Annotated in this window: 21 protein-coding genes; 16 read left to right on the top strand and 5 right to left on the bottom strand. The window is 71.8% G+C overall.

Features of this window, described 5'->3' with window-relative positions; genetic code table 11:
- Nucleotides 1-45: 45 nt before the first annotated feature.
- The 5 genes from I8N68_RS12010 (at nucleotide 46) to I8N68_RS12030 (ending at nucleotide 5644) form a co-directional block, all read left to right on the top strand.
- Complete coding sequence (locus tag I8N68_RS12010; RefSeq protein ID WP_200209998.1) at nucleotides 46-1302, top strand: ABC transporter substrate-binding protein; 1257 nt, start codon at nucleotides 46-48, stop codon at nucleotides 1300-1302.
- Between the two features lie 7 nt (nucleotides 1303-1309).
- A complete protein-coding gene (locus I8N68_RS12015; RefSeq protein ID WP_200209999.1) occupies nucleotides 1310-2191 on the top strand; it encodes a branched-chain amino acid ABC transporter permease in 882 nt (293 codons plus the stop codon).
- Nucleotides 2188-3204 carry a branched-chain amino acid ABC transporter permease gene (locus tag I8N68_RS12020; protein WP_200210000.1) on the top strand — a complete coding sequence of 339 codons (1017 nt, stop codon included), beginning with the start codon at nucleotides 2188-2190 and terminating at the stop codon, nucleotides 3202-3204. Before I8N68_RS12015 ends, I8N68_RS12020 begins: the two co-directional genes overlap by 4 nt.
- Before the next feature lie 251 nt (nucleotides 3205-3455).
- Nucleotides 3456-5024 (top strand): MFS transporter, encoded by a 1569-nt coding sequence (locus tag I8N68_RS12025; protein WP_200210001.1) that lies wholly within the window; start codon nucleotides 3456-3458, stop codon nucleotides 5022-5024.
- Between the two features lie 11 nt (nucleotides 5025-5035).
- Nucleotides 5036-5644 (top strand): TetR/AcrR family transcriptional regulator, encoded by a 609-nt coding sequence (locus tag I8N68_RS12030; protein WP_200210002.1) that lies wholly within the window; start codon nucleotides 5036-5038, stop codon nucleotides 5642-5644.
- A 13-nt stretch (nucleotides 5645-5657) separates the two neighbouring features.
- On the opposite strand, the gene I8N68_RS12035 is transcribed toward I8N68_RS12030, so the two are convergent.
- The 3 genes from I8N68_RS12035 to I8N68_RS12045 are packed head-to-tail and all read right to left on the bottom strand — an operon-like array spanning nucleotide 5658 to nucleotide 8553.
- Nucleotides 5658-5798: a hypothetical protein gene (locus I8N68_RS12035; protein WP_200210003.1), complete on the bottom strand. Its 141-nt coding sequence runs from the start codon at nucleotides 5796-5798 to the stop codon at nucleotides 5658-5660.
- A 38-nt stretch (nucleotides 5799-5836) separates the two neighbouring features.
- On the bottom strand, nucleotides 5837-7756 hold the full coding sequence (locus I8N68_RS12040) for a helix-turn-helix domain-containing protein (protein WP_200210004.1): 1920 nt from the start codon (nucleotides 7754-7756) through the stop codon (nucleotides 5837-5839).
- Between the two features lie 14 nt (nucleotides 7757-7770).
- Complete coding sequence (locus tag I8N68_RS12045) at nucleotides 7771-8553, bottom strand: 3-hydroxybutyrate dehydrogenase (protein WP_200210005.1); 783 nt, start codon at nucleotides 8551-8553, stop codon at nucleotides 7771-7773.
- A 255-nt stretch (nucleotides 8554-8808) separates the two neighbouring features.
- Here I8N68_RS12045 and I8N68_RS12050 point away from each other — a divergent pair, with 255 nt between their 5' ends.
- The 10 genes from I8N68_RS12050 to I8N68_RS12095 all read left to right on the top strand — a co-directional run bounded on the left by I8N68_RS12050 (nucleotide 8809) and on the right by I8N68_RS12095 (nucleotide 19991).
- Nucleotides 8809-9075, top strand: a complete 267-nt coding sequence (locus I8N68_RS12050) for a DUF1905 domain-containing protein (RefSeq protein WP_200210006.1) — start codon at nucleotides 8809-8811, stop codon at nucleotides 9073-9075.
- Between the two features lie 93 nt (nucleotides 9076-9168).
- Nucleotides 9169-9699: a crossover junction endodeoxyribonuclease RuvC gene (ruvC, locus tag I8N68_RS12055; RefSeq protein WP_200210007.1), complete on the top strand. Its 531-nt coding sequence runs from the start codon at nucleotides 9169-9171 to the stop codon at nucleotides 9697-9699.
- Nucleotides 9696-11132 carry an RNA-guided endonuclease TnpB family protein gene (locus I8N68_RS12060; protein ID WP_200210008.1) on the top strand — a complete coding sequence of 479 codons (1437 nt, stop codon included), beginning with the start codon at nucleotides 9696-9698 and terminating at the stop codon, nucleotides 11130-11132. Before ruvC ends, I8N68_RS12060 begins: the two co-directional genes overlap by 4 nt.
- Entirely contained in the window at nucleotides 11129-11731 is a 603-nt protein-coding gene (gene ruvA / locus I8N68_RS12065) for a Holliday junction branch migration protein RuvA (RefSeq protein ID WP_200210009.1), read from the top strand. Before I8N68_RS12060 ends, ruvA begins: the two co-directional genes overlap by 4 nt.
- On the top strand, nucleotides 11728-12798 hold the full coding sequence (gene ruvB, locus I8N68_RS12070) for a Holliday junction branch migration DNA helicase RuvB (RefSeq protein ID WP_200210010.1): 1071 nt from the start codon (nucleotides 11728-11730) through the stop codon (nucleotides 12796-12798). Before ruvA ends, ruvB begins: the two co-directional genes overlap by 4 nt.
- A 121-nt stretch (nucleotides 12799-12919) precedes the next feature.
- Nucleotides 12920-13285 carry a preprotein translocase subunit YajC gene (yajC, locus tag I8N68_RS12075; RefSeq protein WP_234039453.1) on the top strand — a complete coding sequence of 122 codons (366 nt, stop codon included), beginning with the start codon at nucleotides 12920-12922 and terminating at the stop codon, nucleotides 13283-13285.
- Between the two features lie 220 nt (nucleotides 13286-13505).
- On the top strand, nucleotides 13506-15425 hold the full coding sequence (gene secD / locus I8N68_RS12080; RefSeq protein WP_200210012.1) for a protein translocase subunit SecD: 1920 nt from the start codon (nucleotides 13506-13508) through the stop codon (nucleotides 15423-15425).
- A 1-nt stretch (nucleotide 15426) separates the two neighbouring features.
- On the top strand, nucleotides 15427-16617 hold the full coding sequence (gene secF, locus I8N68_RS12085; protein WP_200210013.1) for a protein translocase subunit SecF: 1191 nt from the start codon (nucleotides 15427-15429) through the stop codon (nucleotides 16615-16617).
- Between the two features lie 101 nt (nucleotides 16618-16718).
- Nucleotides 16719-17285, top strand: coding sequence for an adenine phosphoribosyltransferase (locus tag I8N68_RS12090; RefSeq protein WP_200210014.1), 567 nt, complete (start codon nucleotides 16719-16721; stop codon nucleotides 17283-17285).
- A gap of 243 nt (nucleotides 17286-17528) precedes the next feature.
- Nucleotides 17529-19991, top strand: coding sequence for a RelA/SpoT family protein (locus I8N68_RS12095; protein WP_200210108.1), 2463 nt, complete (start codon nucleotides 17529-17531; stop codon nucleotides 19989-19991).
- Between the two features lie 64 nt (nucleotides 19992-20055).
- Here I8N68_RS12095 and I8N68_RS12100 read toward each other — a convergent pair whose 3' ends face one another.
- Both I8N68_RS12100 and I8N68_RS12105 read right to left on the bottom strand, forming a co-directional pair.
- A complete protein-coding gene (locus I8N68_RS12100; protein WP_200210015.1) occupies nucleotides 20056-20892 on the bottom strand; it encodes a peptidylprolyl isomerase in 837 nt (278 codons plus the stop codon).
- A gap of 62 nt (nucleotides 20893-20954) precedes the next feature.
- Complete coding sequence (locus I8N68_RS12105) at nucleotides 20955-21806, bottom strand: peptidylprolyl isomerase (RefSeq protein ID WP_200210016.1); 852 nt, start codon at nucleotides 21804-21806, stop codon at nucleotides 20955-20957.
- A 260-nt stretch (nucleotides 21807-22066) separates the two neighbouring features.
- On the opposite strand from I8N68_RS12105, the gene I8N68_RS12110 reads away from it, so the two are divergent.
- Complete coding sequence (locus I8N68_RS12110) at nucleotides 22067-22786, top strand: MBL fold metallo-hydrolase (RefSeq protein WP_200210017.1); 720 nt, start codon at nucleotides 22067-22069, stop codon at nucleotides 22784-22786.
- The last annotated feature ends 6 nt before the right edge of the window (nucleotides 22787-22792 follow it).

Below are 22792 nucleotides of genomic sequence, written 5' to 3' on the forward strand. Positions count from 1 at the left end.
ATGTCATCGACGGCTGACCCGCGCGAACCGCGCGGTACGAAAGGGATGGACATGCGTAGGAGCGTGGGTGTGGCCGCCGCCTCGGCGGCGGTGCTGTTGGCGGCCGGCTGCGGCGGCGGTGGGCCGGCCTCGGGCGGCGACGAGAAGCTGACCGGCGACAAGATCGTGCTCGGGGTGCTCAACGACCAGTCGGGGGCCTACTCGGAGCTGTCCGGCAAGAACTCGGTCAAGGCCGTGGAGATGGCCATCGCCGACTTCAAGGCCAAGTACGGCGACAAGGCGGTGACCAAGGACATCACCGTGGAGACCGCCGACCACCAGAACAAGCCGGATGTGGCCAACAGCAAGGCCGCCGAGATGTACGACCGCAAGGGCGCCGACATCATCCTCGACGTGCCGACCTCCTCGGCGGCGCTCAAGGTCGCCGACGTGGCGAAGGAGAAGAAGAAGCTCTACTTCAACATCGGCGCGGCGACCACCGACCTGACCGGCAAGAGCTGCAACAAGTACACGTTCCACTACGCGTACGACACGTACATGCTGGCCAACGGCACCGGGAAGACCACCACCGAGCAGGTGGGCAAGAACTGGTACATCCTCTACCCGAACTACGCCTTCGGTCAGGACATGGAGAAGAGCTTCTCCGCCGCGATCACCAAGGCCGGTGGCCAGGTGGTCGGCAAGGACGGCGCGCCGTTCCCGAACACCAGCGGTGACTACTCCACCTTCCTGCTCAAGGCGCCGACGCTGAACCCGAAGCCGCAGGTGCTCGGCACCATGCAGGCCGGCGCGGAGCTGGTCAACGTGGTCAAGCAGTACAACGAGTTCAAGCTCCGGGACAAGGGCATCGGCCTCGCGGTGGGCCTGATGTTCATCACCGACATCCACTCGCTCACCCCGGCGGCGCTGGCCGGCACCACCTACACCGACGCCTGGTACTGGAACTTCGACCAGCAGAACCGGGCGTTCGCCGACCGGTTCCAGAAGGAGACCGGCACCCGGCCCTCGTTCGCCCACGCGGCCAACTACTCCGCGGCGATGCAGTACCTGGAGGCCGTGCAGGCCGCCGGCACCGACGACGCGGACACCGTGGTCAAGGGGCTGGAGGGCAAGGAGATCAACGACGTCTTCCTGCGCAACGGCAAGATCCGCGCCGAGGACCACCGGGTCATCCACGACGCGTACCTGGCCCAGGTCAAGCCGCAGGCCGAGGTCACCGAGCCGTGGGACTACGTGAAGGTCCTCAAGACCATCCCGGCCGCCGAGGCGTTCCGCGCCCCGTCGGCCGACTGCAAGATGTGACGGGACGATGTCTGGTTTTGCGCAGAACACGTTCAACGGGCTGGTGAGCGGGGCGTTCTACGCCCTGCTCGCCCTCGGGCTCGCGGTCATCTTCGGCATGCTCCGGGTGGTGAACTTCGCCCACGGCGCCTTCTACATGCTCGGCGCCTTCGGGGCGTACGTGCTGCTCACCGAGGCGGGGGTGCCGTTCTGGGCGGCGCTGGTGATCATGCCGCTGGCCCTCGGCCTGCTCGGCATGGCCCTGGAGCGGGCGGTGATCCACCGGCTGACCCGGCTCGACCCGCTCTACAACTTCCTGCTCACCTTCGGCCTCACCCTGATCCTGCAGGACCTGGTGAAGACCCGGTACGGCGTGCAGTCCAGCCCGTACGCCACCCCGGCGGCGCTCAGCGGCTCGGTCGACTTCGGGCTGTTCGACTTCCCGACCTACCGGGTCTTCATCCTCGGCTTCACCGTGCTGCTCTGCGTCGGGGTGTGGTGGGTGCTGAGCCGGACCCGGATCGGCATGGTGGTCCGGGCGGCCACCGAGCGGCCGGAGCTGACCCGGGCGTTCGGCATCGACGTGGGGCGGTGGGTGACCCCGGTCTTCGGCTTCGGGATCGGGCTGGCCGGACTGGCCGGCGTGCTGGCCGCGCCGATGCGGGCGGTGAACCCGCTGATGGGCGCCGACCTGATCATCGTGGTCTTCGCGGTGGTGGTGATCGGCGGCCTCGGCTCGATCTTCGGCTCGGTCGCCGCCGGCTTCGGCATCGGCCTGGTCCAGGCCTGGGGGGAGTCGTACCTCTCGGACTTCCCGATCGTCTCCCAGACGATCGTCTTCATCGTGATGGCCGTCGTGCTGCTCTGGCGCCCGGCCGGCCTGTTCGGCCGTGAGGAGGCACCGGCATGACCAGCGCCGTCGACACCCCCGCCGACGCGGCCCGCCCGGCACCTCCGTCCGGGCTGCTCACCGTAGCCCGGGCCCCCGGCTGGGTCCGGTACGCGCTGCTCGCCGCCGGCCTGCTGGTGGCGTTGTGGCTGCCCAACGGCCTCTACCCGGCGGTGGCGGTGGACATCCTCTGCTGGGCGCTGTTCGCCGTCTCGGTGGACCTGCTGCTCGGCTTCACCGGGCTGATGTCCTTCGGGCACGCCGCGTTCTGGGGCACCTCGGCGTACGTCACCGGCCTGGTGGCGATCCACGCCGGGCTGCCGTTCCCGGCGGCCGTGCTGGCCGGGGCGCTCGCCGCGGCGGTGCTCGCGGTGCCGATCGGCTACCTGGCGGTCAAGCGCACCGGGATCTACTTCGCGATGGTCACCCTGGCCTTCGCGCAGCTGGTCTACTACGTGGCCAACGAGTGGCGGTCGGTCACCCGGGGTGAGAACGGCCTCCAGGGCGTGCCCCGGGAGTTCTTCGGGATGGACCTGACCGACGACTTCTACTTCTACTACGCGATCCTGCCGATCGTGCTGCTCGGGCTGGCCGCCGCCTGGCGGATCGTGCACTCGCCGTTCGGCCGGGTGCTGGTCGGTATCCGGGACAACCCGGCCCGCGCGCGGGCGCTGGGCTACCCGGTGCACCGCTACAAGCTGACCGCGTTCGTCCTGTCCGGCTTCATCGCCGGGCTGGGCGGCGGGCTCTTCGCCGTCGGCCACCGCTTCGTCTCCCTCGACGTGCTGCACTGGACCACCTCCGGCAAGGCGGTGATCGTGGTGGTGCTCGGCGGCATCGGCACGCTGTGGGGCGGCGTGCTCGGCGCGGCGATCGTGGTCCGGCTGGAGGACTGGCTGTCGTTCTCCGGATTCGAGGCCATCGGCCTGGTCACCGGCGGCATCTTCGTCCTCGTCGTGCTGCTGTTCCGGCGGGGGATCTGGGGCAGCGTGGCCGCCCTGGCCCGACGCTGGGGAGTCGCCCGCCGCCGATAGATTCTCCCGACGGCGCAGCCGACAGCCGCCGTCCCGACGAACCCCCTGGTAGTGAACGTCTACCCGGGGGTACGTCTGGTGCCGACGGTCCCGGGCGGACCCGGCCACGGGGCGGGTCCGCCCGGGCGTGAGCTGGACCACAAACGATACGAACCGGTTCCGTATCGAAACCCCTTCACCTACGCTCGGCAGCGTTACGAGTCTGCCCCGTATCGTATTTCGACGCGGGTGAGTCGGGGGGAGAACCGGACATGGAACCGCACGAGAACACCGGACATCCGAGGAGGTGGGCGATCCTCGGGGTGCTGGTGATCAGCCTCCTCGTGGTCGTCCTCGACAACACCATCCTCAACGTCGCGCTGCGCACCCTCGCCGATCCGGTGCACGGCCTCGGCGCCAGCCAGGGCGAGCTGGAGTGGTCGATCAACTCCTACACGCTGGTCTTCGCCGGCCTGCTCTTCACCTTCGGCGTGCTCGGCGACCGTGCCGGGCGCAAGCGTTTCCTGATGATCGGCCTGGTTCTCTTCGGCCTCGCCTCGCTGCTGTCGGCGTACGCCCAGGACCCGGCCCAGCTCATCGGCGCCCGCGCCCTGATGGGGGTCGGCGGCGCGGCGATCATGCCGGTGACGCTCTCGATCATCTCCAACGTGTTCGACCCGCGGGAGCGAGGCCGGGCGATCGGCGTGTGGGCCGGCGCGGTCGGCCTCGCCGTGGCCATCGGCCCGATCCTCGGCGGCGCCCTGCTGGAGCACTACTGGTGGGGCTCGGTCTTCCTGATCAACGTGCCGGTGGTGGTGGCCGGCGTGGTGCTGGTCGCGGTCCTGGTGCCCGAGTCGCGCGACCCGAACCCGGGTCGGGTCGACCTGCTCGGCGTGCTGCTCTCGGTGGTCGGCCTGGTCGCCCTCACCTACGGCATCATCGACGGGGGCGAGCACGGCTTCGGCCGGCCGCTGGTCTGGGCCTCGATCCTCGGCGGCCTTGCGGTGCTGGGCTGGTTCATCTCCCACGAGCTGCGCAGCGACCACCCCTCGCTGGACGTCCGGCTGTTCCGGGTGCCCCGGTTCGCCGCCCCGGTCGCGCTGGTCGGGCTGGTCTTCTTCGCCGCCATGGGCGTGATGTTCTTCAACGCGTTCTACCTCCAGCTGGTGCGCGGCTACAGCCCGCTGGAGACCGGCCTGCTCTTCCTGCCCTTCGCCGCGGCGCAGCTGGTCTTCGCGCCGCGCAGCGCCGCGATGGTCCGTCGCTACGGCGGCCGGGCGGTCGCGGTGGTCGGGCTCGTGCTGACCGCGGTGGCGCTCGGCGCGTTCGTCTTCGTCGACGAGGTCACGCCGATCTGGGTGGTCCTGGTCCTGACCTTCCTCCAGGGCACCGGCATGGCGAACATCATGCCGCCGGCCACCGAGTCGATCATGTCGGCGCTGCCTCGGGAGAAGGCCGGCGTCGGCTCGGCGGTCAGCAACACCGTCCGGCAGGTCGCCGGCGCGCTGGGCGTCGCGGTGCTCGGCTCGGTGCTCTCCGCGGTCTACCGGGGAGACATCGCCTCGGCGCTCGCCGGGCTGCCCGGTCCGGTCCGGGACGCCGCCGACGAGTCCATCTCCGGCGCGTACGCGGCGGCGGCCCAGCTCGGGCCGGCGGCGCCCAGGCTCATCGCGGCGGCCAACGACTCGTTCGTCTCGGCGATGCACTGGGCGGCCGGGCTCTCCGCGGTGGTGGCCGCGCTGGGCATCCTGATCGCGCTGCGCTGGCTGCCGGGCCGCTCGGCGGCCGGCCCCACCGAGGCTCGACCGGTCGTCGAGCCGGAGTTGGCCGGGACCGCCTAGGTTCGGCGACAATGTCTGACATGACTTCCACCGCCGATGCTCCGCGGTCGCCCGGGCGACCGCGGAGCGTCCGCGCGGACGAGGCGATCATCGAGGCCACCCTCGACCTGCTGGCCGAGGGCAGCACGATCGAGGCGCTCTCCATCGAGGCGATCGCCGCCCGCGCCGGGGTCGGCAAGGCCACCATCTACCGGCGCTGGCCCGGCAAGGACGCCCTGCTGCTCGACGCGCTGCGCCGGCTCAAGGGCGTCCTGCCCGACCCGGCCGGCCACTCCGTCCGGGACGACCTCGTGCTGCTGGTCGGCGCGGTCGGGCACAACATCGACCCCCGGGCCGCGAAGATCATGCCCTGCCTGGTGCCCGAGGTGAACCGCAGCCCGGACCACTTCCAGCTCTACCAGAACATCATCGAGCCCCGGCGGAAGCTGATGCGCGAGGTGCTGCAGCGCGGCGTCGCCAGCGGCGAACTGCGGGCCGACCTCGACATCGAGCTGACCATGGCGCTGCTCACCGGGCCGATGCTGATCCAGCGGATGCTGCGCTGGCACCCCGAGCTGGACGGCCGCGTCCTGCCCGAGCGGGTCGTCGACACCGTCCTCGAAGGCGTCCGCGCCCGCTGACGGCCTGCTGGGGTCAATCCCCTGCGCCCGCTCCCGCCGCGATCAGCGGCGGAGCGGGTGAGCGGGTGAGCGCAGGGAAGTCCTGACCCCGATCCGCCGGCTCGATCGCGGTGGCGGCGGCGAAGGCCCAGGCCAGCGCCGTCTCCCTCGACATGCCATCGAGACCGTCGGACGGGCGGGCCGGGCGCCGGGTCAGCCGGTGGACGTGCGCAGGCGGTGCAGGCGCAGCGCCAGCTGCACCTCCAGCGCCCGCTCCGGCTTCTGCCAGTCGGCGCCGAGCAGCTGCCCGACCCGCTCCAGCCGCTGGGTCACCGTGTTGACGTGCACGTGCAGCAGCTCCGCCGCCCGGGCCAGGCTGCCGCCCACCCCGAAGTACGCCTCCAGGGTCTTCACCAGCGCGGTGCCCCGCCGAGCGTCGTAGTCGACCACCGGCCCGACCGTCGTGGTGAGGAACCGGGCCACGTCCCGGTCGCCGGAGTCGCCGACCGCGCCCAGCAGCAGACCCACGAAGCCCAGCTCGGCGGTGCTCGCCCCCTGGCCGGAGCGGCCCAGCGCGCCCAGCGCGGTGAGGCAACGCTCCGCCTCGGCGAAGGTGGTGGCCAGCGACGCCGGGCCGCTGGACGGGCCGCTCGCCCCCGCCGTCACCGGCCGGCCGGTCACCCGGGACAGGTCCCGGGCCACCGCCCGGGCGCTGCCGCCGGCGTCCCGTCCCGGCAGCATCAGCACCACCCGGCCGTCGCGCGCCGCCGCCAGACCGCCCCGGGTCGAGGCGTACGTGGTGGCCCAGGAGAGCACCCGCTGCCGGGCCGAGCCGGTCGCGGCGATCGCGTCGTCGCCGACCGCCACCAGTACGTGCGGGGCGTCCAGGTCCACCCCGAGGCGGCGGGCCCGGTTGCGCAGCGCGTCGGCGTCGCGCAGCGGGCGGGCGATCAGGTCGTCGAGCAGCTCGCCCCGGACCCGCCCCTCCGCCTCGGCGACGGTCCGGCGGAACAGCAGCAGCAGCGCGGTCACCAGCGCCGCCCGTTCCAGGATCCGCTGGTCGGCGTCGACCAGCTCGCCGTCCGGGCGCAGCACCAGCGCGCCGAGGTTCTCCGCGCCGGCGACCACCGCGGCGTACCAGAGCGGGCCGCGGCGCACGCTGCGCCCCTCGGTACGCGACGCGGCCACCGCCTCCACCATGTCGGCGCGGTCCGGCTCGGCGATCTGCCCGACCCGGGCGAGCTGACGTCCCTCGGCGTCCAGCGCCAGCAGCGCCCCGCCGAGGACGTCGGTCACCGCGGCCGCCACGTCCTCCACCCCGCCGCCCCGCAGCACCAGCGCGGTCATCCGGTCGTGGGCCGCGGCGGCCCGCTCCACCGAGCTGCTGTGCGCCCGGATGGTGCTGTTCGCCGCGGACAGCTCCGCCAACGCCGAGCGGGTCTCCGCGAGCAGCCGGGCGGTGTCGATCGCCACCGCCGCGTGGGCGGCGAGCGACACCAGCAGCGACACCTCCTCGCGGGCGAACGGTCGGGCCGACCGGTTCGCCGCGTACAGCACGCCGATCACGCTGGAGCCCAGCCGCAGCGGCACGCCGAGGATGGCCACCAGGCCCTCCTCGCCGACCCCGCCGTCGATCTCCCCGGTGTGCTTGAACCGGTCGTCCTCCTGATAGTTCGAGGTGACGTACGGCGTGCCGGTCTGCGCCACCAGGCCACCCAGCCCGTCGCCCATCTCCAGGCGCAGCCGCTGGAACCGCGCCGAGATCGACCCGTCGGTCACCCGCATGTACGTGTCGCCGCGCTCGTCGTCGTTGAGCGTCATGTACGCCACGTCGGTGCCGAGCAGGATGCGGGCCCGGTGCACGATCGCCCGCAGCACGTCGTCCAGGTCGCGCAGGCCGGCCAGGTCGCTGGCCGTGTCGTACAGGCCGGAGAGCTCGATCTCCCGGCGGCGCCGGCGCTCCAGCAGCGCGCGGACCCGCAGCGCCACCACCTTCGCCTGCTCCAGCTCGGCGAGCCGCTCGGCCGGCAGGCCGGCGGCCCGGGCGGCCACCAGCGGGCCCTCGAACTCGACCGCCGCGGCCTCCCGGGCCAGCAGTTCCAGGAACTCGACCGGAGACGACATGAGCGACATTGTGCGCGAGGCCACTAGTTGGCCGTCCAGCCCCCGTCGAGGGCGATCGACGCGCCGGTGATGAAGGCGGCCGGCGGGGAGCACAGGTACGCCACCAGTTCCGCCACCTCCTCCGGCTCGATCAGCCGCTTGATCGCCGCCCGGGCCAGCATGATCTTCTCGACCACCTCGTCCTCGCCGATGCCGTGGGTGGCCGCCTGGTCGGCGATCTGGCTCTCCACCAGCGCGGTCCGCACGTACGCCGGGTTGATGCAGTTGGCCGTCACCCCGTGCGCAGCGCCCTCCAGCGCCACCACCTTCGACAGCCCCTCCAGGGCGTGCTTGGCCGACACGTACGCCGCCTTGTACGGCGAGGCGCGCAGCCCGTGCACCGAGGAGATGTTGACGATCCGCCCCCAGCCGTTGGCGTACATGTGCGGCAGCATCCGCCGGATGAGCAGGAACGGCGCCTCCACCATCACCCGCTGGATGTACTCGAAGCGCTCGGTGGGGAAGTCCTGCACCGGCGCGACGTGCTGCAGCCCGGCGTTGTTGACCACGATGTCCACGTCGGCGTCGAGCCGGTCCACCGCCGCCGGGTCGGCGAGGTCGATCCCCTCGGCCCGACCCCCCGCCTCGGCGGCCACCGCCTTGGCCGCCTCCACGTTGCGGTCCACCACCAGCACGGCCGCACCGGCCGCCGCCAGGCGCAGCGCGCAGGTCCGGCCGATGCCGCTACCACCACCGGTCACCAGGGCGCTACGACCGGAGAGGTCGACGCGTACGACGTGGGGGACCGCCACGGGTTCTGCCGTCATGGCGCAAGAAGTTACGAGCTGTATGGCCGGCGGCACATGGGGCGGCGACACATACTCCGCCCACCCGGTGTGTGGGGCGGTCCGATCGGTGGGGCGGCGTGGGGCGCGGCGCCCACCAGCGGTCCCGCCGGGACGGAAGCTCGGGCGTGCTGTCGGTGGCTGGTGCCACACTCGCTCCCGGACGGGCTGCCGTCGCACCGTGCCGGCCGGCCGCCGGCTCACCCGACGGGACGTGAGACGGCGATGGTGGACGCGGTGACGTTCGAGGCGACCCTGGTCCGCTGGGCGGGGGCGGGCGGCTGGGTGTTCGCTCCCGTGCCGGCGGAGCACGCACCGGACCGGGCGGGTCCCTTCGGCCGGGTGCCGGTCACCGCCATGGTGGACGGCCGGACCTGGTCGACCAGTGTCTGGCGGGACCACCGAGCGGGTTGGCTGCTCGCCGTGCCGGCCCGGATCCGCGCCGGCAAGGACCACGGTGACGTGGTCCAGGTGGCGATCGAGGTCGACCCCGCCCGACGGTAGGAACGCCGTCGGCGTGTCCGCCGAAGTGGCCGCGGGCCCGGGCCAGTAGGGTGTCGAACACACGTACTGCTGGCGGCTGGGGGAGGAGGCGGCGTGCGGGTGCTCGGCGTCGACCCGGGGCTGACCCGGTGCGGGGTCGGCGTGGTCGAGGGCGTGCCGGGGCGGCCCTGCACGCTGGTCGCCTACTACGTCGTCTACACCGATCCCGGCGACGACCTGCCGCTGCGCCTGCTGCACCTGGACCGTTCCCTCACCGACCTGGTCGCCGAGCACCGGCCGGACGCGGTCGCCGTGGAGCGGGTGTTCAGCCAGCACAACGTCCGGACGGTGATGGGCACCGCCCAGGCCAGCGGGATCGCCGTGCTCGCCGGGGCGCGGGCCGGGCTGCCCGTGCAGACCTACACCCCGAGCGAGGTGAAGGCGGCGGTGACCGGCTCCGGTCAGGCCGACAAGAAGCAGATGACCACCATGGTGACCCGGCTGCTGCGGCTGCCGGAGCCGCCGAAGCCGGCCGACGCCGCCGACGCCCTCGCCCTGGCCATCTGCCACGTGTGGCGCGGCGGCACCCGGTCCAAGCTGGCCGCGGCGGCGGAGCGGGTACGACGAGGAAGGAGGGACCAGTGAAGGTCACCCGGATCGCGTACTCCACGGGCCTGAACGCGGGCAAGTATGCCGCCCTGGTGGAGCAGGCCCGTCGGTTGGGTCGAATTCGCAGTGAGGTGTGGCAGCGCTACGGCTCAATCGGCGGTGTCGGGTCCGGCCTGCGGGATCGGCAGGTGCGGGACCACTGGCTGGCTGACGGCACGCACGTGCGGTTCGGGGTGCTCGCGAATGCGTGGAAGGAGACCGTCCGCGACGCGATGGCCGACATCGGAGCGAACCTGGCCTCGGCCAAGGTGCAGGTGCGTCGGGCGATCAACCGGCGCACCAACGATCCGGTCGAGCGCAAGCGGATGCTGGCCGCGCTGAAGGCCGACCGGTGGGCCAGTGACCCGTTCCTGGCTCGGCAGATGCGCAAGCACTGGAAGCGGGGCCGCAACCGCACGCACGATCAGATCGTGGTGCGCGCCGACCGACACCACACCGTCATCGACGCGCGCGGCCGCTTGTGGCTTGCGGTCCCGGGCCTGGAACGCCGCAAGATGGTCAAGATCCCGCTGTCGTCGACCGTGGCCCCGACTGGCACGCTGCGGCTGATCCTGCGCGGCGGCCGGGTGGAGGTGCACTACCAGCTCGACGCGTCGCAGATGCGCTCGTCGCAGCGGCCGTGCGGGGACCGGACGATCGGCGTGGACAAGGGTTACAGCGAAGCCCTGACCGACTCCGACGGCGGCCGCCACGGCACCCGCCTCGGTGAGCTGCTGGCCGGTGAGTCGGACCGGTTGAAGGAGCGTAACCGCCGTCGGGCGAAGCTGCGCTCGATAGCGAACACCGCTTTCCTGCGTGGTGACCACGCGAAAGCGCTCCGGATCAGGTCCCACAACCTCGGGACCGTCAAGCGGGACCGGCAGGCCGCCCGGCACCGCGCACAGGTGCGAACGGAGATCTTCACCGCGGTGCACCGCGCCGTCGACAAGGCCGCCACCGTGGTCGCCGAAGACCTCACCAGAAGCTTCGCCGGGCGTAAAAGGCTCGGCAAGAACGTCAACCGGCGCCTCGCCGCGTGGACCAAAGGGGTCACCGCCGAGGCCCTCACAAGCGTGTCGGAGCGCAGAGGTTCTGCGCTCGTGCGCGTCAACGCCGCCTACACCTCACAAGCCTGTCACCGCTGCGGCCGGCTCGGCCGACGCGACGGGGATCGGTTTCACTGCACCTGGTGCGGGGTGGTGTGGCAGGCCGACGTGAACGCCGCGATCAACATCCTGCAGCGAGCAGGCGACCCCGACATCGCCCTGCACACCCCCTACCACGCGGTGAAGCAGATCCTGCAGGACAGGACCGATCGCCACCGGACCAGACTGCCGGTCCAGGACTCCAGCCCGGCAATAGCCGAACGGAGAGCGAATTATCCGAACCGCTCAGCAATGAGCAACCAGGAGGAAGCAGGAGCGCGATGATCGCCAGCGTACGCGGCACGGTGACCGCGACCGGTCCGGACCACGCGGTGGTGGAGGTCGGCGGGATCGGCCTGGCGGTGCAGTGCGCCCCGGGCACCCTCGCCGAGCTGCGGGTCGGCCAGCCGGCCCGGCTGGCCACCAGCCTGGTCGTTCGGGAGGACTCGCTCACCCTCTACGGCTTCGCCGACGACGACGCCAAGCAACTGTTCGAGCTGCTGCAGACCGCCAGTGGGGTCGGCCCCCGGCTGGCCCAGGCGGTGCTCGCCGTGCACACCCCGGACGCCGTCCGCAAGGCCATCGCCAACGCCGACACCGCGGCGCTGACCCGGGTGCCGGGCATCGGCAAGAAGGGCGCCGAGCGCCTCGTCCTCGAGCTGCGCGACCGGATCGGCCCGGTGCCGATCGGCGTCGACGGCGCGGCCGGGGTGACCGCTGGCGCCTGGCCCGAGCAGGTCCGGCAGGCGTTGGTCGGGCTCGGGTGGTCGGGCGCCCAGGCGGAGCAGGCGGTGGCCGCCGTCGCGGAGAGCGTCGACGGGGAGACCCCGCCGGTGCCGGTGCTGCTCAAGCAGGCCATCCGTCTCCTGGGCCGGACGCGATGACCGATCCGGACGGCAACCTGGTCTCGGCGTACGTCAGCGACGCCGAACTCGACGCGGAGGCCACCGTCCGGCCGAAGCGCCTCTCGGAGTTCATCGCGCAGGACAGGGTCCGGGACCAGCTCGACCTGCTGCTGCAGGGCGCGATGCGGCGCGGCTCCCCGCCGGATCACATCCTGCTGTCCGGACCTCCTGGCCTCGGTAAGACCAGTCTGGCCAACATCGTCGCCGCCGAGCTCGGCACCGCCATCCGGGTGACCAGCGGCCCGGCGATCGAGCGCTCCGGCGACCTGGCGGCCATCCTGACCAGCCTCGCCGAGGGCGACGTGCTCTTCATCGACGAGATCCACCGCATCGCCAAGCCGGCGGAGGAGCTGCTCTACAGCGCGATGGAGGACTTCCGGGTCGACGTGGTGGTCGGCAAGGGCCCGGGCGCCACCGCCATCCCGCTGGACGTCGAGCCGTTCACCCTGGTCGGCGCGACCACCCGGTCGGGTCTGCTGACCGGGCCGATGCGGGACCGCTTCGGCTTCGTCGCCCACCTCGACTTCTACGCGCCGGCCGACCTGGAGACGTTGCTGCGCCGCTCCGCGCGGATCCTCGGCGTGCCGATCACCGCCGACGGCGCGGTGGAGATCGCCGGCCGCTCCCGGGGCACGCCCCGGATCGCCAACCGGCTGCTGCGCCGGGTCCGGGACTTCGCCGAGGTCCGGGCCGACGGTGTGGTCACCCTGGAGACCGCCCGGGCGGCGCTGACCGTGTACGACGTCGACGCGCTCGGCCTCGACCGGCTGGACCGGGCGGTGCTGACCGCGCTGGTCGACTCGTTCCGGGGCGGCCCGGTCGGCCTCTCCACCCTGGCCGTCGCGGTGGGGGAGCAGCCGGACACCGTCGAGGAGGTCTGCGAGCCGTTCCTGGTGCGGGCCGGCCTGCTGGCGCGCACCCCGCGGGGTCGGGTCGCCACCGAGGCGGCCTGGCGCCATCTGGGGCGGACACCACCCAATGGTACATTTGGTGTGGATGCCCCTTCCGTGCCCGATCTCTTCTCCATTGCGCCCGAACAGCCGTGATCCGAACGTGATCTGTGCCGCATTCGGTGTTCCCAGGCGCAGGGATTAGACTTCGCCGCGGTCTGTACAGGACGTGAGATTCCGCCTCCGCTCCGGCGCCCCTCGTGCCGGTCAGAGGCCAATGGGAAGGTCGACAACCGTGCTTTACCTTGCAGCGGGTGGTGGAGGAGCCGGCGGTCTGACGCCGATCCTGATGATCGCCCTGCTCTTCGCCGTCATGTACTTCATGATGATCCGCCCCCAGCAGAAGCGGCGCCGTGAGGCCGAGCAGATGCAGTCCCAGCTCGGCCCGGGCGACGAGGTGGTGACCATCGGCGGCCTCTACGGCACGGTCACCGAGGTGGACGACGACATCGTCATGCTCGAGGTCGCTCCGGGCGTCCAGACCCGGTACGCCCGCCCGGCCATCGCCCGGGTGACCACCCGGGCCGAGCGCCCCGAGGCGACCGAGCCGGTGGCCGAGGAAGCCGACGCCGTCAAGGAGTGACCCACCGCCCCGACGGGGCAGCGGATTCGTTCCCACAAGTGGATAGTTGGGTCGGCGCCCGACGCCGACACGCGAGACTCCCTCCGACGCCGCCGCGTCGCGACGCGGAGGCGTGTCGGTCGGCGGCGTCGACCCGCCAGAGCAGTCGGCCGGACATCCCCGGCCCGACTTTCGCCGCCGCTGCGCCGGCGGCGCGACCGTACAGGGAGACAGGGAAGCCGTGGCACCACCTCAGGGACAGATGCGCCCCGGACGGCAGCTTGCCGTTCTCGGGCTCGTCTTCGTCGTCCTCTATCTTTTGGTGTTCTTCTCGGGCGGCGCCAGCGGTGGCTGGAAGGATCGGCTGGAGCCGCGGCTCGGCCTCGACCTGATCGGCGGCACCCGGCTGACGATGGAGGCCACCAACAGCGTGGACGGCAAGCCACCGACGGCCGCCAACCTCGAAGAGGCGCGCCAGATCATCGAGAACCGGGTCAACGCGTACGGCGTGGCCGAGGCCGAGGTGGTTACCGAGGGCAACCGCAACATCGTCATCTCCCTGCCCGGTGAGAACCGGGACCTGACGGACGTCGGCACCGCCGCCGAGCTGCGTTTCCGCAAGGTGCTCAAGGCGACCGACGGCAGCGGCGCGACCGCCGCCCCGGCCCCGAGCCCCAGCGCGACGCCGGCCCCGTCCGGCAGCGCCTCCCCGGCCCCGTCCGGCAGCGCCGCCCCGAAGCCCTCGGCCAGCGCTCCCAAGGTCACCGCCTCGCCGAGCGCCGGCGGGCAGGGTGGCATGGCCCCGACGCCGAGCGCCAGCGCCGCCGCGCCGACCCCGTCGGCCTCGGCGAGCGCCGCCGCGCCGTCACCGAGCGCCAGCCCCGAGGCGGTGCCGCAGAGTGTCGAGCAGCAGCGCAAGGCCGTCGAGCAGAAGGTCGGCCCGGCCGCCTGGGCCGCCGCCAACGGACTGAAGGCCCCGGCCGACGTGTCCGCCGACCCGACGCTGGCCGCGAAGCTCAAGCCGTTCGGCGATCTCTCTCCGCAGGAGATCGCGGTGCTGCCGGTGGACATGCAGTTCAACGTCCCGACGATCACCTGCGCCCAGCTGGACACCCGGCCGCCGGCGTCGATCAAGGACGAGAAGCAGCGGGCTGTCGCCTGCGAGAGCGGCGCGAAGTACCTGCTCGACGTGGCGAAGGTGGTCGGCACCGACGTCAAGGACGCCTCCGCCCAGCTGGACCAGACCAGCTCCTGGGTGGTCAGCCTGCAGTTCACCGGCAAGGGCCAGGAGCACTGGACCAACCTGACCCGCGAGGCGTTCAACAACGAGGGCCAGGCCTGCGACCAGACCGCGCTCGGTTCGGACGGCAAGTGCCGGGTGGCAGTCGTGCTTGACAACCGGATCGTCTCCTCCCCGGAGATCCAGGGCGTGCTCACCGGCGACTCGCAGATCACCGGCAGCTTCGACAACAAGGCCGCGAACGCGCTGGCCAGCCAGCTGCGCTACGGCGCGCTGCCGGTGACCTTCGTGCCGCAGGAGCAGCAGAACGTGACCGCGACGCTGGGTGACAGCCAGCTGCGGGCCGGTCTGCTCGCCGCCGGCATCGGCATGCTGCTGGTCATCATCTACTCGTTCTTCTACTACCGGCTGCTCGGTTCGGTGATCTTCCTGAGCCTGGTTCTCTCGGCGCTGCTCGTCTTCGGCGCGCTGGTGGTGCTCGGCCGGTCGATCGGCTTCACCCTCACCCTCGCCGGCATCGCCGGCATGATCGTCTCGCTCGGTGTGGCGGCGGACTCGTTCGTCATCTACTTCGAGCGGCTCAAGGACGAGATCCGGGAGGGACGCAGCCCGCGCAGCGCGGTGCCGCGTGCCTGGATCCGGGCTCGCCGGACGATCATCTCGGCGAACGCCATCACCCTGATGTCCGCCGTGGTGCTCTACATCGTCTCGGTCGGCACGGTGAAGGGCTTCGCGTTCGCGCTCGGCCTGGCGACCGTGCTCGACCTGCTGGTCGTCTTCCTCTTCCGTCACCCGATCATGACGATGTTCGCCCGGACCCGGGCGTTCCTGTCCCCGCGGGTCAGCGGCCTTGGCCGGGCCCTGCCGGCCCGGTCGGCCGAGCAGGCCACCGCCCGTAACCCGCGCGTCAAGGAGGCCTGAGATGGCTAAGAGTGGTCTGGCGTCCCGGCTCTACCGGGGCGAGGCCGATCTCAACATCGTCGGCCGGCGCAAGCTGTGGTTCGGCGTCGCCGCCGCGCTGGTGCTGGTCGCGGTGCTGAGCTTCGCGGTGCGGGGCTTCAGCCTCGGGATCGAGTTCGCCGGCGGCACCGCCCTCCAGGTGCCGGCCAGCGTCGGCACTCTGGACGATGTCGAGCGGCAGGTTGACGAGGTGCTGAAGGCCAAGGGTGGCGGCGCCGAGGTGGCGACCGGGCAGCAGGTCGGCGGCGCCGGTAACGACATCTACGAGCTGAAGACCTCGGAGCTGACGCCCGATCAGTCGAACGCGGTGAAGACGGAGATCGCCCAGCGGTTCGGGCTGAACTTCGATCAGGTCGGTGCCAATCAGGTCAGTGCGTCGTTCGCCGGCCAGGTGACCGAGCGGGCCCTGCTCGGGCTGCTGATCTTCCTCGCGGTGGTGGCGATCTACCTGATCCTGCGCTTCGAGTGGCGGATGGCCGTCGCCGCGATCGCCTCGCTGTTCATGAACCTGATCCTCACCGCCGGCATCTACTCGCTGGTCGGGTTCGACGTCACCCCGTCGACGGTGATCGGCTTCCTCACCATCCTGGGCTTCGCGCTCTACGACGTGGTGGTGGTCTTCGACAAGGTCCAGGAGAACACCCGGGGCATCACCGCGAACAACAACCAGACGTACGGCGAGGCGTCGAACCTCGCCCTGAACCAGTCCCTGATGCGGTCGCTGAACACCTCGGTGGTCGCCCTGCTCCCGGTCGGCGGCCTGCTCTTCATCGGTGCCTTCCTGCTCGGTGCGGGCACCCTGAAGGACCTGGGTCTGGTGCTCTTCGTCGGTATGGCGGTGGCGTTCCTGACCTCGATTCTGCTCGCCACCCCGCTGCTGGTGCTGCTGAAGAACCAGGACCCGCGGATCAGCGCGCACAACAAGCGGGTGCTGGCCCGCCGCGGCGCCATCGCCCGGGGCGAGCTGGCCCCGAAGGGCACGCCGCGGGCGGCCGAGGCCGGCGCGGAGAGCATCGACCAGGAGGCGGCGGCCCTGGCCGGCGCGGCACCGAAGGTGGGGGCCCGACCGGCCGGCAAGCGCCCGACCGGCACCCGGGGTGGCCGCCCCAGCGGTGGTGGCGGGAACCGGCCGGGCGGCGCCAAGCGCCGCTGACCGGTCCGCCGGACCCGGTAGCGATCGACCTGAGGGCGTCCGCCATGCTGTGCGAGCAGCATGGCGGACGCCGTCGTCGTTGGAAGGGAAGCGGGACAACCGTGACGGAGACCCACAGCACCGGGGTACGGGGAGACAGCGGGCCGCAGGTCGCCCAGCTGGTGGCCAGCCGGGTCCTGGACGTGCCGGACTTCCCGAAGCCCGGCGTCATGTTCAAGGACCTGATGCCGCTCTTCGCCGACGGTGCCGTGTTCCGCGAGGTGATCGACGGGATCGTCGCGCACCACGGGCGGGACGCGTTCGACGCGGTGGTCGGCATCGAGGCGCGGGGTTTCGTGATCGCCGCCGCCATCGCGTACGCCACCGGGGTCGGCGTGGTGCCGGTGCGCAAGGCCGGCAAGCTGCCCCGCCCGGCGTACTCGGCGTCCTACGGGCTGGAGTACGGCGAGGCGACGCTGGAGGTGCACCAGGACGCCTTCACCGCCGGCCACCGGGTCCTCGTGGTTGACGACGTGCTCGCAACCGGTGGCACGGCCGAGGCCACCCTCGACCTGGTGGAACGGGCCGGCGGAACGGTCAGCGGCTTCACCGTGCTGCTGGAGCTGGCCTTCCTCGAGGGGCGCCAGCGGCTGGCCCCGCGTCCGGTCCATGCCCTGCTGACCGTTTGATCCTGCGGCCGTCGGGCGGACCCCGCCCGGACCGTCCGGCGGAGCGGCGGGGCACCGTGCGTACGGGTAGCATTGCCCTTTGCTGACCGGGCGGGTGACCGTCCGGCGGTGGGAACACCGCCGGCCGCGGGTCGGCGCGGAACAACACCGGCCCCGTGGCCGGTTGCAACGAACGTCGGCCGGACGGTCGGCGCATCCCGGCGAGCGGTGAGGAGGCCGGTGTCCCACGATGTCGTCCCTCCGGTGGAGGGCACGGTGCACCCGACAGGCGACGCGGATGGCTCGGTGACCGAGCGGAGCGGCAACCCGCCCGCCCGGGTGACGGGCTCTGGCAGCGGCGTCGGTCCCGACGTCGGCCCGGACAGCGCGTCGCCCGGCGGCGCGATCGTGGTGCCGTTCCCGAGCGACGGCTCGGCCGAATCCTCGCCGAGCGGCGGCTTCGCCCTGTCCAACGCGCCCACCGGTCGACGGGTACGCGCCCGTTTGGCCCGGTTCAACGCGCCGTGGCAGACCTCGCAGGTCAGCGAGGTGCTCGAGCCGCTGATCGCCACGCACCGGGAGAACCACCCCAAGGCCGACGCCCGGCTGCTCCAGCGGGCCTTCGACACCGCGGCGCGCTGGCACTCCGGTCAGTACCGCAAGTCCGGTGACCCGTACATCACGCACCCGCTCGCGGTGGCGACCATCCTGGCCAACCTGGGCATGGACACCACCACCCTGGTCGCCGCGCTGCTGCACGACACGATCGAGGACACCGAGTACACCCTCGACCAGATGCGCGCGGACTTCGGCGGCGAGGTCACCCTGCTGGTCGACGGCGTCACCAAGCTCGACAAGGTCAAGCTCGGCGACGCGGCGAAGGCCGAGACGATCCGCAAGATGGTCGTGGCGATGGCCAAGGACCCTCGGGTCCTGGTGATCAAGCTCGCCGACCGGCTGCACAACATGCGTACCCTCACCTTCCTGCCCCGCCCCAAGCAGGAGCAGAAGGCGAAGGAGACGCTGGAGATCCTGGCCCCGCTGGCGCACCGCCTGGGTATGAACACGATCAAGTGGGAGCTGGAGGATCTCGCCTTCGGGACCCTCTTCCCGAAGCGGTACGAGGAGATCAACCGCCTGATCGGGGAGCACCAGCCGCAGCGCGAGGCGCTGCTGCGGCAGGTGACCCAGAAGGTGTCGACCGACCTGAAGGCCGCCAAGATCAAGGCGGAGACCACCGGGCGGCCCAAGCACCTCTACTCGATCTACCAGAAGATGATCGTGCGGGGCCGCGACTTCAACGACATCTACGACCTGGTGGGTGTGCGGATCCTGGTCGACACGGTGCGGGACTGCTACGCGGCGCTGGGGGTCATCCACGCCAACTGGCAGCCGGTGCCGGGCCGGTTCAAGGACTACATCGCGATGCCCAAGTTCAACATGTACCAGTCGTTGCACACGACGGTCATCGGGCCCACCGGCAAGCCGGTGGAGATGCAGATCCGCACGTACGCGATGCACCGCACCGCCGAGTTCGGCATCGCCGCGCACTGGAAGTACAAGGAGCACAAGGGCACCCAGATCGTCGGCCCGCCGGCGCACATCGACGAGATGACCTGGCTGCGCCAGCTGCTGGACTGGCAGCGGGAGGCAGCGGACCCGAGCGAGTTCCTCGACGCGCTGCGCTTCGACCTGTCCAGCCAGGAGGTGTACGTCTTCACCCCGAAGGGTGACGTCATCCCGCTGCCGACCGGGTCGACGCCGGTGGACTTCGCGTACGCGGTGCACACCGAGGTCGGGCACAAGTGCATCGGCGCCCGGGTCAACGGCAAGCTGGTGCCGCTGGAGTCGACGCTGTCCAACGGCGACGTGATCGAGATCTTCACCTCGAAGTCCGAGACGGCCGGCCCGACGCAGGACTGGCTCGGCTTCGTCAAGAGCCCGCGCGCCCGCACCAAGATCCGCCAGTACTTCAACAAGGAGCGGCGCGAGGAGGCGATCGAGGCCGGCAAGGACTCGATCGTTAAGGCGATGCGCAAGCAGGGCATGCCGTTGCAGCGGATGCTCACCTCGGACGCGCTGATGGCGATCGCCCGGGACCTGCACCTGGCCGACGTCGCCTCGCTCTACGCGGCGGTCGGCGACAGCCAGGTCTCCGCCCAGTCGGTCGTGCAGAAGCTGATGGCCACCTACGGCGGCGAGGAGGGCGCGGCGGAGGACATCGCCGAGACCGCCGTCGCCACCCGGCCGCCGCGCAGCCGGCAGAGCAGCAGCGACCCGGGCGTCGTGGTCCGCGGCGTCAGCGACGTCTGGATCAAGCTGGCCCGCTGCTGCACCCCAGTGCCGCCGGACGCGGTCTTCGGCTTCGTCACCCGCTCCGGCGGGGTGAGCGTGCACCGGGACGACTGCGCCAACGCCGAGGACCTGCGGGCGCAGAGCGAACGGGTGGTCGAGGTCAGCTGGAAGCTCACCTCCGCCTCCACCTTCCTCGTCGCCATCCAGGTCGAGGCGCTGGACCGGCACAAGCTGCTCGCCGACGTCACCCGGGTGCTGTCGGAGGAGCGGGTGAACATCCTCTCCGCCACCGTCACCACCACCCGGGACCGGGTGGCGGTGAGCCGGTTCAGCTTCGAGATGGCCGACCCGAAGCACCTGGGCCACCTGCTGGCCGCGGTGCGCAAGGTCGACGGCGTCTTCGACGCGTACCGGGTCACCTCAGGCGCCTGAGGCACGCACCCGAAAGCGCCCGCCGGCTCCAGCCGGCGGGCGCTTCGTCGTCGTACGGGCGGGGTCAGCCCTGGATGTCGCTCATCGCCAGCTTGTTGATGACGATCTCCTTCTTGGGGTGGCCGCCGCCGGCCTGCTGCGCGAAGGCCTTGTCGTCACCGGCCGCCGCGACCTGCTTGACCACGTCCATGCCGCCGGTGATGGTGCCCAGCACGGTGTAGTTCGGGTCGAGCTGCGAGTCGCCGTACACGATGAAGAACTGGCTGCCGGTGCTGCCCGGCTGGCCGGAGTTGGCCATCGCGATGACACCCTCCGGGTACGCCGGACGCTTGTCGGTCGGCAGGTTCTCCTCGGCCAGGTTGTAGCTCGGGCCGCCGGTGCCGTCGGTCTCCCGCCAGCCCTTGCCGGTCGCGCTCGGGTCGCCGCACTGCAGCACCTTGATGCCCTCGGTCACCAGGCGGTGGCACTTGGTGTTGTCGAAGAAGCCCTTGCTGGCCAGGTGGGTGAAGCTGCCCGCGGTGCAGGGCACGGCCGCCCGGTCGATCTTCGCGGTGATCGGCCCCAGATTGGTGTCCATCGTCATCGTCTGGGTGCCGGCGTTCTTCTGTTGCGCCTCCGGCAAACCGACGTCCTTGACCTGCTTGGTGCGCCCCTCCTTGGGGACCTCGGTGTAGCCGCACTGGACGGCCCCGGCCGGCGTGGCCGCCTGCTTCTTGTCGTCGTCGCCACCGAGCGTGCTGGCCAGCCAGACGGTGCCGGCGACCACCAGCAGCAGGACCGCACCGGCCCCGACGATCGCCTGCGTCTGCCGGCGCTTGCGGGCGCGGGCCGCGCGCTCGGCCATCTCCCGCTCGAGTCGGGCCCGCGCCGCCGCGCGCTGCCGCTCTCTCGTGGACGTCACGGTCACTCCTTACGAAACTACTCGGGCGCGGACGCTGCCGCTGCGGTGGATGGGCGGCCGGGTCAGCCGGCGCTGGGGCTGGCCGTGGGCGCGCCGGTGGTCGGCGCGCCGACCGTGAGGCTCTGGATCACCACGTCGGTCTTCGGCTTGACCTTGGCCCCGCTGCCATTGTCCACGGTCGGCAGGGCGCCGATCTTCTCCACCACGTCGAGCCCGGCGGTCACCTTGCCGATGACCGGGTAGGCCGGCTTGTCCGGGTTGAAGTCCTTGAAGAAGATGAGGAACTGGCTGCCGTTGCTGCCCGGCGGGTTCGCGATCATGGCGACCGTGCCCTTCGGGTACGCCGCGGGCTGACCAGCGGCCGGCTTGCCGGACGGGCTCGGCGCCGGGGTGGGGACGTTCTCGTCGTAGAACGAGTACGCCGGGCCGCCGATGCCGGTGCCGCTCGGGTCGCCGCAGCGCAGCGCGCCCTCGCTGGTGATCTCGTGGCACTTGGTGTTGTCGTAGAACGACCTGCCGGCCAGGTGGGCGATGCTCGCCCCGGAGCACGGCGCCGCGGCCAGGTCGAGCTCGGCGCTGATCGGGGCGCCCTGGTTGGTGGTGATGGTCATCGCCCGGGTGCCGGAGGTCGGCAGGCCGGTGGTTTCCGGGGTGCCGACGTCCTTGAGGTTGGTGTTCGCGCTGGCGTCCTGCGGGGTCCACACGCAGACGTCCTCGGCCGCCTTCTGCGCGGGCTTGGAGTCGAACGCCCCCAACGCCCAGGCCGAGCCGACCACGATCAGCGCGAGCACCACGGCGGCGCCCACGCCGGCCTGGATCTGCCGGCGGCGTTTGACCGCGGCGGCCCGCCGGGCGAGCTGCCGGTCGAGCTTGGCCCGCGCCAGTTTGCGCTGCCGGTCCCTGCTGGAAGCCACTCGTGCTGCCCTTCCTCTGCCCTGGTCGTCGCCTGCGCCCGGGCGTCGTCCGCCCGTCGGGCGGCAGTGCGCCACGCCACACGCCCGCCAGAGTGTACGGGTAGCCGCTGTGAAAGTGGTGTACGAGGTCCGGCCTGGGTTTATCGGGGTATGTCACTGTGCCGGACGGGACGGACGGGACGGCTGGGTCGCAACAACGCGCTCGCCTGGCCGACTAGGCTGCTGGGCGGAGACGACGACTCGACGGAAGGGGAGCGGACGTGCTCGTGGCCGGCTTTCCCGCGGACGCCTTCGGCACCAACTGCTACGTGGTGGCGACCGCGCCGGGGGAGCAGTGCGTGGTGGTCGACCCCGGCATCGGGGTGCTCGACCGCCTGGACGCCCTGCTCGCCGAGCACCGCCTGCACCCCGCCGCGGTGCTGCTCACCCACGGCCACCTCGACCACACCTTCTCCGTGGCGCCGGTGTGCGGGGCGCGCGGCATCCCCGCGTACGTCCACCCGGACGACCTCGAGCTGCTCGCCGACCCGGCCAAGGGGCTCTCGGCGGACCTCAACCAGCTGTTCGGCGGCCGGCTGTCCTACACCGAGCCCGACGACGTCGCCGAGCTGACCGACGGCGCGACCCTGGCCCTGGCCGGGTTGGAGATCACCGTCGACCACGCCCCCGGCCATACCGGCGGGTCGGTGCTGTTCCGGTTGCCCGGCGCCGGCTCGCCCTGGGAGGCCGAGCAGCTCTGCCTCTCCGGTGACGTGCTCTTCGCCGGCTCGATCGGCCGCACCGACCTGCCGGGCGGCAGCATGCCCCGGATGCTGTCCAGCCTGCGGGAGAAGGTTCTCCCGCTCGCCGACGACACCGTCGTCCTGCCCGGCCACGGCCCCGCGACCACCATCGGCCGAGAGCGCGCGACCAACCCGTACCTGATCGAGGTGGCGGAGACCGGGGGCGCGCGCCCGGCCGCGCCCACCCGCGGCTGGTAGCCGCAC

The sequence above is a fragment of the Micromonospora coerulea genome (assembly GCF_016598485.1).
Taxonomy (GTDB): Bacteria; Actinomycetota; Actinomycetes; order Mycobacteriales; family Micromonosporaceae; genus Micromonospora; species Micromonospora coerulea.